10 protein-coding genes are annotated in these 14,400 nt (G+C 65.2%); 5 read left to right on the forward strand and 5 right to left on the reverse strand.

Annotated elements, in window-relative coordinates; all coding sequences use genetic code 11:
* Positions 1-65 precede the first annotated feature (65 nt).
* Both ACE191_RS14950 and nrfD read right to left on the reverse strand, forming a co-directional pair.
* Positions 66-392 (reverse strand): hypothetical protein, encoded by a 327-nt coding sequence (locus ACE191_RS14950; RefSeq protein WP_400193040.1) that lies wholly within the window; start codon positions 390-392, stop codon positions 66-68.
* A 39-nt stretch (positions 393-431) separates the two neighbouring features.
* Complete coding sequence (gene nrfD / locus ACE191_RS14955; RefSeq protein WP_400193041.1) at positions 432-1,883, reverse strand: NrfD/PsrC family molybdoenzyme membrane anchor subunit; 1,452 nt, start codon at positions 1,881-1,883, stop codon at positions 432-434.
* 313 nt (positions 1,884-2,196) lie between these two features.
* Here nrfD and ACE191_RS14960 point away from each other — a divergent pair, with 313 nt between their 5' ends.
* The 4 genes from ACE191_RS14960 (at position 2,197) to ACE191_RS14975 (ending at position 5,536) form a co-directional block, all read left to right on the forward strand.
* Entirely contained in the window at positions 2,197-3,150 is a 954-nt protein-coding gene (locus tag ACE191_RS14960) for a hypothetical protein (protein ID WP_400193042.1), read from the forward strand.
* Positions 3,151-3,227: 77 nt separating this feature from the next.
* On the forward strand, positions 3,228-4,190 hold the full coding sequence (locus ACE191_RS14965; RefSeq protein ID WP_400193043.1) for an HNH endonuclease: 963 nt from the start codon (positions 3,228-3,230) through the stop codon (positions 4,188-4,190).
* 155 nt (positions 4,191-4,345) lie between these two features.
* Positions 4,346-4,975, forward strand: a complete 630-nt coding sequence (locus tag ACE191_RS14970) for a helix-turn-helix domain-containing protein (protein ID WP_400193044.1) — start codon at positions 4,346-4,348, stop codon at positions 4,973-4,975.
* Positions 4,976-5,116: 141 nt separating this feature from the next.
* Positions 5,117-5,536 (forward strand): hypothetical protein, encoded by a 420-nt coding sequence (locus ACE191_RS14975; protein ID WP_400193045.1) that lies wholly within the window; start codon positions 5,117-5,119, stop codon positions 5,534-5,536.
* Positions 5,537-5,912: 376 nt separating this feature from the next.
* Here ACE191_RS14975 and ACE191_RS14980 read toward each other — a convergent pair whose 3' ends face one another.
* A complete protein-coding gene (locus ACE191_RS14980) occupies positions 5,913-7,535 on the reverse strand; it encodes a Na+/H+ antiporter (protein WP_400193046.1) in 1,623 nt (540 codons plus the stop codon).
* 351 nt (positions 7,536-7,886) lie between these two features.
* Between ACE191_RS14980 and ACE191_RS14985 the strand changes: the two genes are divergently transcribed.
* On the forward strand, positions 7,887-10,304 hold the full coding sequence (locus ACE191_RS14985) for a choice-of-anchor J domain-containing protein (RefSeq protein WP_400193047.1): 2,418 nt from the start codon (positions 7,887-7,889) through the stop codon (positions 10,302-10,304).
* Positions 10,305-10,382: 78 nt separating this feature from the next.
* Here the strand turns inward: ACE191_RS14985 and ACE191_RS14990 are convergent, their stop codons facing one another.
* Entirely contained in the window at positions 10,383-11,648 is a 1,266-nt protein-coding gene (locus ACE191_RS14990; RefSeq protein ID WP_400193048.1) for a hypothetical protein, read from the reverse strand.
* 3 nt (positions 11,649-11,651) lie between these two features.
* Positions 11,652-14,318, reverse strand: a complete 2,667-nt coding sequence (locus ACE191_RS14995; protein ID WP_400193049.1) for a hypothetical protein — start codon at positions 14,316-14,318, stop codon at positions 11,652-11,654.
* Between the last annotated feature and the right edge of the window lie 82 nt (positions 14,319-14,400).

The following is a 14,400-nucleotide window of genomic DNA, read 5'->3' on the forward strand; positions in this document are numbered from 1 at the left end:
CGCCGGAAGCAGTTCCGGCGGCGCGTTTCGTTTCAGGGGCTGGGTCAGCAAAGCCCCGGCCGCGGCTACGCCGGGCGGGCCCGGGCAGCGGCCGGGCGGGCTTCACCCATAGCGGCGGCCTGGCTGAGCGCCTCCACTGCCCGGTTAAAGTCCCGGGCCTCGGCTTCGGCGCCGGCCAGGGTGGCGCGGGCTTCGCTGAGCAGCTGCTCGCCGGGCTGCATTTCCTTGCGGTGGAGCAGCAGGGCCAGCAGCACGAAGGAAAGCAGCGGCAGGGCCGCGCCCAGCCCAAACCACAGCCAGAACGAGCGGCCGTAGCTGTAGGCACAGTAGGCCGTGAGCAGGGGCAGAAACCCCAGTACCACCAGCAGGCCAAATAGGAGGTCAATCACCATAGCAGAGAAAGGAAGAGGGAGCGGGGTAAGCAAAAGCAGCTACCGGGCCAGCACCCGGGGCTGCGGGGCGGCCGGGTCCGGCTGGCGTTGGGCCGGCGCGGCCCCGGCGCCGTGGTTGGGTCCGCCGTAGGTGGGGCCGTTGTCGACGCCGTACTTGAGGATGGTTTTGACCTCGGCCATGTTGATGACGGGGAAGAACTTGGCAAAGAGCAGGAACAGGGTGAAGAACAGGCCCAAGGTGCCCACGTAGATGCCGATGTCGATCCAGGAGGGCGAGAACATGGCCCAGGAGGAGGGGATGTAGTCGCGGTGCAGCGAGGTGACGATAATCACGAAGCGCTCGAACCACATGCCGATGTTGACGATGATCGAGAGGATGAACGTGGCCGGGATGGAGTAGCGCACGCGGCGGATCCACACCAGCTGGGGCGAAATCACGTTGCAGGTCATCATGGCCCAGTAGGCCCACCAGTAGGGGCCTGTGGCCCGGTTGATGAAGGCGTACTGCTCGAACTCCACCTGCGAGTACCAGGCGATGAAGAACTCCGTGATGTAGGCCACGCCCACGATCGAGCCGGTAATCATCATGATCTTGTTCATCAGGGCGATGTGCTCCAGGGTGATGTAGTCCTCGAGCTTGAACACGACGCGGGTGATGAGCATCAGGGTCAGCACCATGGCGAAGCCCGAGAAGATGGCTCCGGCCACGAAGTAGGGCGGGAAGATGGTGGTGTGCCAGCCCGGCACGACCGAGGTGGCAAAGTCCATCGACACGATCGTGTGCACCGACAGCACCAGCGGGGTCGACACGCCGGCCAGGATCAAGGACACGGTCTCGTAGCGCGACCAGTGCTTGGCCCCGCCCTTCCAGCCGAAGCTCAACAGGGCGTAGGCGCGGCGCGCGATGGGGCCCGTGGCCCGGTCGCGGATGGTGGCGAAGTCCGGCACCAGGCCCGTGTACCAGAACACGAGCGAGACGGAGAAGTAGGTGGAAATGGCAAACACGTCCCAAAGCAAGGGCGAGTTGAAGTTCGCCCACAGCGAGCCAAATGGGTTCTGGAAGGGAAACACCCAGAACATCAGCCAGGGCCGCCCGAGGTGAAGCACGGGATACATGGCCGCGCAGATGACGGCGAAGATGGTCATGGCCTCGGCGGCGCGGTTGATGGAGGAGCGCCACTTCTGGCGGAACAGCAGCAGCACGGCCGAGATAAGCGTGCCGGCGTGGCCGATGCCCACCCACCACACGAAGTTGGTGATGTCCCAGGCCCAGCCCACCGTCTTATTCAGGCCCCACTCCCCGATGCCGTACCACAGCGTGCGGTACACCGAGTAGAAGAAGATGCCCAGCAGCAGCAGCGCCCCGCCCAGCGCGGCCAGCCAGCGCCGGTTGGGGCGGGCCTCCACGTGGCGGGCCACGTCTTCGGTCACATCGTGCAAGGTCTTGCCGCCGGTAATCAGGGGCAGGCGAACGGGCGAAACATGCTGCATAACCCAGGAAGAGTTGGTATGCCGCAAAGCACGCCGCCCCACCGCCCGCAAACCTTGATTGCACGCAAGATTTCGGGGTGGGGAGTATTGCTTACCGAGGTAGGGAAGGCTAAGGAAAAGCGCTTAGGTGACGTAGAGCCCGGGCGGGTGCGCTAGCGGAGTAAGCTCGCCGAAAGCCCAGATAATAAGGTTCAGGTGCCTATGCGTAGGTACCTGGACGCTGTTGTTTTTTATAGCAGCTAGTAAATAGATTCAAAAGTTTCACAACTTGGAACGCCCCAAACCACTTCAGTAAACCAACTGCTTTACTTCTATGGCTCGATTTGTTACCGGCAAAGAGTTAGAGGACGTTATCTATGACATCATATTCAGTGCTAAAGATCAATTAGTGCTGATGTCTCCTTATATCAAACTAGATCAATACTTTCCTAAACTGCTCGAAAAGCACAAAGGGAATCCGCAGCTGCATATATTAATAGTATTTGGTAAAAATGAAAGGGATGTATCGCGTAGTGTTAGTAAAGAGGATATTAGTTATTTTTGCCAATTTCCAAATGTGACAATAGTGTATGTGCCTAATCTTCATGCCAAATACTATGGCAACGAAACGAAGGGAGTTATTACTTCAATAAATTTATACGACTTTTCTTTTAAAAATAATATTGAGTTTGGTGTTTATACGGAGCACTCCGAGTTAATGAACACGCTGAGTAGTGCAATAAATAAGAAGACCCTCGATGATGAAGCTTATTTTGGGGCAATGCGTGTCGCAAAAGAGCACGATGTTATTTTTGCGAAACGTCCGGTGTTTAAGCAGAAGGCTCTGTCAAAATTTTTAGGTGGATTGCTGGGTGGGAAAGATTACATGACTTCTCAAGTGCTCTGTGACAATGTTGAAGCCTTACTCATGGGGCGAACTTATGAGAAGAGGCGGTTAGCAGATTTTAAGTTTGAGCTAGACTTCCAGCAAGACATTACTTCAACTGCTCGACCAACCCGGGCTGAAGTGGAAGCCGCAAGCCCTAACCCAACTCCCCAGAAATTCAATGAAAGAAGGGTGGAAACAAAAAATGCCAAGCCCGAAATGGGTTATTGCATCAGAACAGGCGAACCTATACCATTCAACTTGGAGCGGCCATTGAGTTACCAAGCTTATCGGGTTTGGGCAGAATACGGCGACTATGATTACCCTGAGCGCTACTGTCACAAAACAGGGAAATTTTCTCGCGGGAGAACCAGCATGCGAAATCCGGTGCTTTACCGCTAAATGGCAATACCAATAGAATAGCTTGCTATTTAAGGGTTGGCTTTTTTGATAATCACATATCACAGCCATTCGGTAACGTGCGCGGGTCACTTGTAAGCCTTTACCTCCACCGCTTCACCCACCTGCGCGTAGCTTCCAGCCGCCAGCACGGCGAGGCCCCCTACAAGCCGGCCCTGCTGCTGGCCGTGCTCGACGGCATCGAGGACGGCAGCATCCTCGGCAACCGCATCTACATCACCCCCGAGCTGCTGGCCGCCTTCCGCAGCCTCTGCGGCGCCCTGAGTGCCTCGGCTCTCTTCAAGGCCAACGACTTCTCGCTGCCCTTCTACCACCTCTCGGGCGACAAGTTCTGGCACCTACGCACCCGGCCGGGGCTGGAAGTGCTGCTCACGGCCTCTCGCTCGGTCAAGAGCTTCCGCAGCCTGCGCGAAACCGTCGACTACGCCTTTCTCGACGCCGAGCTGTGGGCCCAGCTGCAGCAGCCCGCCGCCCGCGAGGAGCTGCGTCAGGCCCTGCTAGGGCGCTACTTTCCCCACACCCGCGCCCGTTACCAGCCCACCGCCGGGGCCGCGGCCGTGCAAGCCATTCAGCAGCAGATGCTGCAGGAGCCCGCCGCGCTCTACCGCACCCACGTCGCCGCCGCCGACGAGCTGGACGTGGCCGTGCGCAGCGGCCTGTTCAAGCGCGTGGTGCTCGCGGCCTATGACCACACCTGCGCCATTTCGGGGCTGAAGCTGGTGAGCACCCGCGGCTCGGCGCCCAACCCCCTGCTCGACGCCTGCCACATCGTGCCCTGGGCCGTGAGCCACGACGACACCCTGCCCAACGGCTTGGCCCTGACGCCCACCCTGCACCGCGCCTTCGACCGCCGGCTGCTGTGGGTCGACGACGACTACCGCGTGCGCCTGGCCGAGGGCTTTGGCGAGCTGGCCGGCGAGGCGCACGGCATCCGGCAGTTTGCCGGCCAGGCGCTGCACCTACCCAAGCAACCCGAGTGGTGGCCCCGCATCGAAAACTTCCGCACCCAGCGCGGCGCCTGACCCTTGTGCGGCGGTCAGCGGCATCGGCCGCGGGGAGTAGCCTGCGGTTGAGGCCGCTCCACGGCTTGTCCAGAATCACCAAAAAAATCGACCGTTCCGGACTAATCTTGTCCAGAACCGCGTATTTTTTGGGTAGTTCTGGACAACTCTTGCCCGTGGCCCGCGCCCTTACCCTTGCCCTTCCCTCCAACACCCTCGAAGCCGCCATTCGGGCCCATTTCGGCCTGGCGCAGGCCGAGCTGGCTCGCTACCTGGGCGTGAGTGCCAGCCTCGTGGCCAAGGTCGAAGCCGGCCGGCGCCGGCCCTCCCGGCCGGTGGAGCAGCGCCTCACCCGCCTGGGCGACCTGCTGCCTCCGCCCACGGGGCAGGGGCCGGTTGCACCCCGCTTCGCCGCCGCGCCGCTGCCCCCGCCGCCGGTAGTCGAGCTGCCCGATTTCGGCGCGGCGCTGCCCCTGGCCCCGTTGCGCTGGCGGCAGGCGCAGGTGTTGGCCCAGGCCTCGCGGCTGCGCTGGCAGCTGCACCAGGCCGGCAAGGGTGCCGCCTTGCAGCAGCGGCGCGAGTGGGGCCTGGCTCAGCTGCAGGCGGCCCTGGGGCCGGCCGCGCTGCCCGACCCCGCCGAGCAGGCGCACGTTGGTCGTTGGCTTGCGGTGCTGGCCGCCGACGTGCAGGCGGCCGCGCCGACGCCCGCCGCCCGCGCCGCCCAGGCCCTGGCCGTGCTGCGCCTGCTGACCCTCGACGCCGAAGCCGCTGCCCTGGCCCCGCTGGTAGCCGCCGCGGGCGGCTGAGCTGGGCTACGACCAGTCGGGGGTACTATGCCGGGAAAAATATTGATTATGTTATTGTTTATCCGGTTTTTTTGCTATTCTTACTCCGGCTCCACTGCTAGGGGCACCAGCGTATTCTTTCATCTTTTTCCCCTTACCCGTATGTCTCTTCCGCTTGAATTACTCACCACGCCGGCCCTGTGCGAAGACGCCCAGACCGAACTCCAACTCGAAATCGATGACCTGACGTTGCGCCAGGCCAACTACGACCACCGCGACGGCAAGGCCACCATCCGCGCTGCCGACATGGCCGCGGAAATAACCATCCTCGACCAGGACATTACCGACCTCACCAACCAACTGGCCAACATGGCCGCCGACAGCCGCTACCGCCCGCGCCGCGAGGCCGAGCTGCGCGCCGCCGTCAAGCGCCGCGGCGACCTGGCCGCTGCCCTGGACAGCAACGGCCCGGTGGCCGTATTCCGCCTCGCCGTGGATGCGCGCCAGGTAGCCGTGCAGGTGGCCGAGCTGAACCTGGCCAAAGCGGCCCTCGCCGCGCACCGCGCCAGCCTGCCGGCCTGATAGCCCCGTCCCTGGCAGGAGCCCCGCCCGCCCCGGTATGCCGGGGCGGGCGGCGTTGTTTACGGGGCGGGCACAAAGCCGCGCCGACTGCCCGGGTCGTTGGGCCTGCCGAAAGCAGACCTGCTCCTGGAGTGCGGCGGCGCGCCTCCAACTCGTCAAAAGAGCGGTGGAGCACCCCCTAGCCCCCCTGGGAACGGTTGTCCGCCCTGGCTTGGGCGCCCCTGCTTAGGAGTGCCTGACCGGCCCCGCGCAGCCGAAGGTTGCCGTTAGGCAAGCATCTCTACCGCTTCTCTGTTCGGTAGAGATGCTTCGACTGGGCTCAGCAGGACGGCCAACAACAGCGCGGAAAAGCCTTGGTAGTTTGCGGGCCGCCCCGCTAGTGCGGCATGTGGCTGATCTTGGCTTCGTCGAGGTCGAGCTGGGCTTCCTGGTGGCGCAGCATCTCTTCCTCGAACACGTCTTCGCGGCGCAGCACAAACAGCTCTTCGCGCTGCACCCGCAGCACGTCGAGCAGCACCTGGTGGTAGCGTTGCAGGGCCCGGCGCTTCGATTCGTCGTAGTCGAGGGCTTCGAGCAGGTTGCCGGTGCGCTGGGCCTCGGCCTGCATGCGGTGCTGCAGCGCCCCGATCAGCTCGTTGTCGCGCATGTCGGCCTCGTAGTGCCGGTCGAGGTGGGCCAGGGCCGCCCGCCGCAGGCGCAGCCGAATGCCGGCTTCCTGCTCTTCGGCCGGCATGCTTTCCTCGATGGCGGCCACGCCGGTAAAGCGAATCAGGGCCGGCAGCGTGAGGCCCTGGAACACCAGCGTAACGAGGATGACCACGAAGGTGATGAACAGAATCAGGTTGCGCTGCGGAAACGCCTGCCCGTCGGAAAGCAGCAGGGGCACCGACAAAGCCGAGGCCAGCGACACCACCCCCCGCATGCCGGCCCAGCCAATGATGAGCGGGCCCTGCCAGCCCGGGCTGGTTTCGCTCGTGCGGATGCGGCGGCTCAGCCAGCGCGGCACAAACGCGGCCGGGTACATCCACAGCAGGCGAATCAGGATGACGATAACGCTGATGGTGAGGCCGTAGAAAATGGCCTGGCTGAGCGAGTAGCCCCCCAGCCCCGCCACCGCTACGGGCAGCTCCAGGCCGATGAGAATGAAGACCAGCCCGTTGAGCACGAAGCCCACGCTGGCCCACACGCTGTTGGCCTGCAGGCGGGTGTCGGCGTCGAACACCCGGTGCGAGCGGGCCGAGAGCAGCAGGCCGCCGCCCACCACGGCCAGCACGCCCGAGTAGTGAAATTCCTCGGCCAGCAAATACATCACGTAGGGCGCCAGGAAGGTGAGCACCGTGTTGATGCTGGGCGTGGTGGGCAGGTAGCGGTGAATGAGGTAGAAGACCTGGGCCACCGCCAGGCCGATGCCCAGTCCCAGCACGCTGGCCAGCAGAAAGCTGGTAGCTGCCTCCTGCCAGGAGAAGGTGCCCGACACCACCGCGGCCAGCGCAAACCGGAACACGATGAGGCTGCTCGCGTCGTTGATCAGGCTTTCGCCCTCCAGGATGCTGGTCACGCGCCGCGGCACCTTGATGCCCTTGAGCACCGAGGTGGCGGCCACCGCGTCGGGCGGCGAGATGATGCCCCCCAGCAGAAAGCCCAGCGACAGGGTGAAGCCCGGAATCATGGCCCGCGAGACGTAGGCCACGATGGTGGAAGTGAAAAATACCAGCCCGAAAGCCAGCAGCCCGATGGGCCGCCGCCAGCGCCAGAAGTCCTGCCAGGAAGTTTCCCAAGCGGCCTGGTAGAGCAAAGGGGGCAGGAAGATCAGGAAGATCAGCTTGGGGTCGATGACGATGAGCGGCAGGCCCGGCACGAAGCTCAGGGCCAGCCCGGCCAGCACCAGGAAGATGGGATAGGAGATGCGCAGCTTCTGGCTCAGCATCACCAGCAGCAGCATGGTAAACAGCAGGCCCAGAACCAGCAGGATGGTTTCGTGCAGGGCGTTGTCGGGCATCGGAAAAACGACTAGGGAATAAGGCTGGCCGGAGCGGCAAGCTCGGCCGGAGGCCGAAAGGTAGCGGCCCGAAGCAAAAAGCCGTTTGCTGGGGCGCATCAGGGCGCTTCGGGGACGGCTCCGCCGCGTTTTTTCCCGCAGCAGCGCGCCAGCCGGAAAGCGGCGCCCGGTCCCGACGGAAAGCCAAGTCGGCCGGGCGCGGGCAGCACCGGGTGGGCGTCAGGGGCCCTGGGTCCGCCGCTCACCCTTCTTCCAGCCTGCCGCTCACATCATTATGTGGGCCGCGCCATGCCGCCGAATCCCGGGGGAGGCCATAGGTTTGGCGTTCCATTCGGCTCCCTTGCCCCCGCTATGAAACCACTCCTACCCGTGCCCGTTCGGCTGCTGCTGGGCTGCTGGCTGCTGCTGTCGGCCCTGGGGGCCGGCGCCCAAACCCGCCAGGGCTACCTGCACGAAAGCTTCGAGGGCCGCGCCTTTCCCCCCACCGGCTGGCGCAGCGAAAGCGTGCTGGGCAACCTGCAGTGGGGGCGCGAAGCCGACCTGACCGCCGTGGAAGACACCGCCAGCGCCCTGATCTTTCCGCAGTTCGGCGGCGACGGCGACGACTGGCTGGTGCTGCCGCGCTTCCGCGTGGCGGCCGGCGACTCGCTCAAGTTCTGGCTGCTGCCCCTGTTCACCCCCGGCACCCCCGACTCGCTGACCATCAAACTCTCGACCACCGACAGCGCCCGCGGCAGCTTTACCCGCACCCTGGCCCGCTTCGACGCCACCAGCTACCCCGTGGGCTGGTTCGAGCAGGTGCGCCTCGACCTGTCGGCCTACGCCGGGCAGCGGGTGTACCTGGCCTTCCGCTACACCAACCACGACGGGGCCGGCATGTATATCGACGACGTGGAGCTGGGCCGCCTGCCCGCCGCCGACGTGCGCGTGCACCACCTCACTTTGCCGCGCACGCCCCTGGCCGGGCAGCCCGTGGTGCCCCGCGTGACGGTGCAGAACATGGGCAGCGCCGCGCAAACCCTGAGCGTGACGCTCACGGCTGCGCCCGGCGGCTACAGCCATACCCAAACCATAACCCTGGGCCCGCGCCGGCAGGAGCGGGAGCTGAGCTTCCCGGCCTGGGCCCCGCCCGCCGGGGCCTACACCCTCACGGCCACCGCCGCCTTGCCCGGCGACGCGTACCCGGCCGACAACGCCCGCAGCTACCGCCGGCAGGTGTACAACGTGGCCGCCCTGCCGGGCTGGCGCCGTCGCCCCGACCTGCCCGAAACGCGCTCGGGCCACGGCCTGGCCGCCTACCGCAGTGCCGCCGGCGACACCACCTACCTGCTCAGCCTGGGCGGCGTCGACAGTGGGGCCGTGCCCGATGGCAAGGTGTGGCGCTACAGCCACCGCACCGGCGCCTGGGCGCCCCGCGCCCCCATGCCGCAGGCGCGCTGCTACTTCGGGGCCCACACCATCCGGGGCCGGGTGTACGTAGCCGGCGGCGTCGATGGCGTGTTCATGGGCACGGGCTCGACCCGGCTCGACATCTACGACCCGCAGCGCAACACCTGGAGCAGCGGCGCGCCCCTGCCCACGGCCAGCATTGCCTACGGCTCGGCCGTGGTGGGCGACTCGCTGCTGTACGTGGTGGGCGGCAGCGACGGCACCCGCGACCTAAGCCAGGTGCAGGTGTACAACGTGCGCCGCAATACCTGGGCGGCCGCCACGCCGCTGCCGGGGCCCGGGGTGTACTCGCACGGCCTGGGCGTGGTGGGCCGCACCCTGCTGCTGCTCGGCGGCGAAACCGGCCAGCTCAACTACCGCTCGGCCGAAACCTGGCGGGGAGAGATTAACCCGGTCAACCCCCTGCAGATTGCCTGGACCCGGGTGGCCGACTACCCCGCCGGCCCCGTGCGCTACATGGGCGCCGCGGGCGCCGAAGCGGGCGGGCGCCGCCGGGTGTACTTCACCGGGGGCGAAACCCGGGAGCGGCTGGTGGGCACCAGCCTGCTGCCCGAAACCTGGGCCTACGACCTCGACGCGCAGGAGTGGGTGCTGGGCCCCGCCAAGCCCCAGACCGTGCAGACCGGGCAGCTGGTGCCCCTGCTCACCCCCGACTCGCTGTACCTGGCCCAGGCCGGCGGCCTGGAGCCCACCACGCCCAGCGGCCCCCGGCACGCGCGCCGGCACGAGTGGCTGGCCCTGGCCCGGGCGACCGGCCCGCTGCCGGTAACGCTGACGGCCTTTGCCGCCCGGCTCGACGGCACGCAGGCCCTGCTCACCTGGACCACCGCCGAGGAGCAGCTCAATGCCGGCTTCGAGCTGAGTGTGTCGACCGACGGGCAGCGCTACCGCCCCCTGGCCAGCCTGCGCCCCGGCCACGACGGCTTTAGCGGCAGCGCCCGGCACTACCGCTACCTTGACGCCAACCCCGCGGGCGACCGGCTGCGCTACTACCACCTGCAGCAGCGCGACCTCGACGGCACCCTGCACAGCCTGGGCATTCGCCTGGTCGCGTTCGACCACGGGGCCAGCGCACTGGTGGCGGCGCCCAACCCCTTCGGCGGCAGCACCACGGCCCGCCTGCTGTTGCCCGCGCCCGCCCAGCCCGCCGAGCTGCTGCTCACCGACGCCCTGGGCCGCACCTGCTGGCAGCGTAACTTGGGCCCGGTGAGTGGGGCCGTAACCGTGGAACACATCGGCCAGGGCCTGAAGCCCGGCGTGTACCTGCTGCGCTGCCGCGTAGGCGGCCAGGAGCTGCGCACCAAGCTGGTAAAGGAATAGGGGCTGGCTCGTGCGGAGCGGCGGGCTTAGCTGCCCCCGCACGAGCTACCAGAGCCAGCAGATCAAGCAATGGGTAGATTATTGACCACCCGCCCGGGACTGCTGCATAATGCGGCGCACAAACCGGGTGAAGTTGTGGCGCCGCTGCGGGCTTAGGTAGGTTTCCCAGCCGTGGGCCTCGTACCGCGCCGACCGGAATCCGCTGCTTTCCCGCTGCAAAGGCTTGCCGTTTTTAGGGTACCAGAAGTGCACGGAGTCCAGGTTGGCACTGCCAATGGCATCCTCGACTCGCTTGTAGTCCCAAGGTCGGCAGCCCAGGGTAGTGGTGCCGAACTTCGAAGGGGGGCTAAGACCGGCTTTGTTGAGGGCATAGTCGCGCTCGTTCATGCCAATGGTCACGTGCCGGGTGGGCGGGGCGGCGGTGGGTGGCGTACGTTCGAGGTAGTCTATGATTTCGGGGTTGGTGCCGAAAAAGGCATTGCCGGTAGTCGCGGGTACCAGCAAACCCAGGCGCACGTCGGGATGGGTAGGGGTGGGGTGTGCGCGGTACAGGCGCTGGAATTCGGCGATGGAGGCCACCCCGGAGCCCGTGTAAGGCGAGGTCACGTTCCAGAATGTATGCGTGGCTACGATGGCCCCCGAGCTGTGCGTAAACACCCGGATGGGAGTGGTGGGCGCCGTGCCAGCCACCACCTGCCGCAGCCGCACTCCGGCATAGCGGGCATTGAGCTGCGCCGCGGCCCAGATGCCAACGGGTAAGTCCTTCTGCAGGCCGTCCCAGAATACTTCCAGGAATACCGCGTTGGCAAACGCGGCTGGGGCGGCCGCTGTCATAGCTCCCCGCACGGCGTCGTACAAGCCCGGGGTGGTACCCTGCGCGGTGTGGGAGGTGGCCCTCACGTTGAAGCCGTGAATCAGGATGACCAGGGGCCGGCCGGCCGACGAAGCGAGGAGAGTGTTCAGGGCCTGGGTGTGCTGCTCTACCAGGCGAGTCTGCACCTGCTGCCAGGCAGAATCATCGTCGCTCGGCGCGGCCGGGGTGGGTACACCATAGCGCCGGCAAAGCGCAAGCAACTGGGGGCGGTTAGCCTCTTGCAGGTAATAGTCGCTCAGGAAAAAGCTGCTGCTGTTTCGGCGCAGCGCGGCGTCGGTGGGCAGCTGCTCGTCGGGATACAGGTCGCCGCGGGCATCGAGGTACAGGCGAATTGTGCGGGCGGCTGGCTGCGCCGCGCTTTTAAGCTGGGCGAAGGTAACGTGGCGCCTGGGGTTGCGGTGCGCCTTGCAGCTGCCCAGGAACACGGCCAGGCTGGCCGCGGCGAGCAGGAGCTTGAGTAGATGCGGCATGGGCTACTGTTTTAGAAACCGCTTGGCTTGTCTTAATTCTTCCTGAGCGCGATTGTAAAGGGCTGTTGCCTGGGCGTCGGCCTCAAGGTGACGCTGCTTGGCATTGGGCTGCTGGACGCGGGCGGCGGCCTTTGCCGAATCGACTTTGAGGGCCTCGACCACTTTCTCCAGATCCTCCACCCGCTTGGTGTAGATGCTTCCGGAGTCGTCGTTGCCCTGCTGCCGCTCGGTGCGCGAGTAGAAGTTGAGCAGGGGCAGGTCGATGGTGATGCCCGCGTTGAGGCGCAGGGCGTTGGCCTCCTGCACGGCCGACTGCGCGTCGGTACGGAACTGCCGCAGGCGGGGGCTGAGCTGGGCGCCGGCAAACAGCGACACCGGCGAGCGGCCCGTGTGGTACATGAAGAACAGGCCGGGCGCAATCACCTGCCGGAAGCGCACCTTCTCGGGCAGCGGGGCATTGTTGAGCGAGTCGTTGAGGCGGTAGAGCACCAGGGCTCCAATGTCGATGAGGGGAACGAACACGCCTAACGAGCGGCCTTTCAGGTAGTGCTCCTGCCCGCGGTTGTTGTAGTAGTGGTAGTTCTGCGCGGTGCGCAGGGCCGCCCGCTTGCTGCGGTAGTTGCGGGTGCTATACACGTTGCCGCGCAGGGCGCGCGCAAAGCTCAGGCCGATGGCGGAGGTAAAGCCCAGGTTGGGCTTCCAACTGCCCGTGACGTCCTCGGTGCCGGCTTTGGGCACGTAGGCAAACTCCCGTCCGCTGGTGATACCCGGAAAAGCATTCAGAGAAATATTGGTGAAGCTCTTGCGCTTGATGGATGAGCTGCCCGCCGGCAGGGCTACTGCCTCAATGGCCTTTTCCATCTGCTCGGGGTTGCGGGCTTCGGCCATGGCGGCCATGAAGGGGGCATATTTAAGCAGCTGGGAGCGGTTGCGCAGCTGGTCGGGCACAGTGGTTTGCACCAGCAGCATCACGTTGGACACCGTCACGCCGTAGCGGCCGTGCAGCGCCGCCTGGTAGCCATCAATCACGGCCTGGCTGACGCGCTCCACTTCCTTGACCTGCGGCAGGGGCCGTAGCAGCACCTGTTCCGAGGCAAAGCTGGTGACCTCGAGGCCCAGCTGGTAGAGGCGGATAAAGTCTTCGGGCTGCAGGCGGTCTGCCTGCTTGGTGGCCTTCACTTTCCGGCGCAGGGTATCTACCTGCTCCTGCATATCGGTAGCTAGGCGGGCAAAGCCAAACACGAGCTGGTAGAGGCGCTTGCCGTCGGCCAGCACGGGCAGCGCCACGGGCTGGTAGAGTAGACGCTGGTGCACCAGCCCCAGGAAGCAGCGCAGCTGCAGGTTTTGGTTGGCCGGTTGGTTGATGAGCGCCTGCACCTGCTTGGCATCGGCCCAGGCTTGTTCGAGCTGTCCTTCCTGCAAAAAGGATTCGGCTAGCACGTGCACCACCCCGGCCACCTGTCGGGCCTCGGCGGGCGCTGATATGGTGTGTAGCTGTTGGTTGATGCGGCTGATAATGCTAACCGGGTGCGTGCCGCGCTGCATTTCGCCCAGCGTAAACAGCAGCACGTGGGTGTAGCGCAGCAGCTGGGCCCTTTCTTTCTCTCGACTGGTGCTGGTGGAGTCAGTGAGCATCAGCCGCTGGTAGCGGGAATGGTTGAGCAGGCCGTGGAAGTTGAAGAACAGGTCGCGCAGGTCTTTCTCGAAGGCGGCCCGCAACAGTTGCACAATGGCGCTGTAGTCTACCGAGCCAGCCGTAACCAGGCGGGTCGTGTTGGGAAACATCGTGCGCAGCTCCACATAGCTTTCGTCGTGCAGCAGGGCATTAAACCGCTCGAAAAAGGCCGCGTTAAGCTCTTCCTTCAGGCGCTTGGCCACAAACCGCGCCAGCCCATCCAGGGCCGCTGCCTCAAGAGACGGCGCTGCGGCCGGCTGCGGGATGGCGGGGGCCAGCGTGAGAATCTGGGAGCGGTTGAGCAGCAGCGTCGAGCGCGTATCGGGCAACAGGGTAGAGGTAATGAGGTCTATGTCGGCAGCCCGCTGCTGAGCATCCTTGTTCAAATTGGCGCGGGCTGCCTTGGATAATGCCGGGCGGCCGGGAGCAGGCCCAAGCTGTGCTTGGTCGCCTTTGAGCTGCTGCTCCTGAGCCGCCAGGGCCCGGGCCACGTAACCGGTGAGCTGCTGCAGCAAGGCCGGAAGCAAGTTGTTGTCGAGCTCCCGGATGCGGTTGATGTTGGGGGCGCCCAGCTTAGCCTGGAGGTATTTCAGCTGCCCGGCCGTCATCGTGGCCGGCCCCTCCGATACCGCGGTGAAGCGGGCCAAGGCCTTCAGCAGAAATACCTCGCGAAAGGCGGCCTGCTTGGCGGGGTCGTTCAGCTCAGCCTCCCTGATTGTGTAGTGGCCGTGGAAGATGCTGTCCTGGTACCGTAGCTCACTGGCTGGGGCCGCCAGAATAAGCTTGCTCACGTCCTGGCGCATCTGCTTCACCAATTGGTAGCGCTCCAGGGCCAGTGTATAGTGTTGGTCGAACAGGACCTGGGCGGCGCGGGCGGTATCGTTCCGCAGGAAAACTCCCAGAAGCTTCGGACGCAGCCGCTCATAAGCCTGTTCGACCGTCTCGCCCAGGTACGGATTGCCGCGAAAGTCCTGGTAGATGCGCGAGGCCAGCACCGGCTGCTCCTGGTCGGGGTAGGTAGTTGCCAGAATCTGGAAAAAAGTAGAATCGTTGGGCCTGGCACTACTGACAGCCGCG

This window comes from Hymenobacter sp. B81 (assembly GCF_044628455.1).
Taxonomy (GTDB): Bacteria; Bacteroidota; Bacteroidia; order Cytophagales; family Hymenobacteraceae; genus Solirubrum.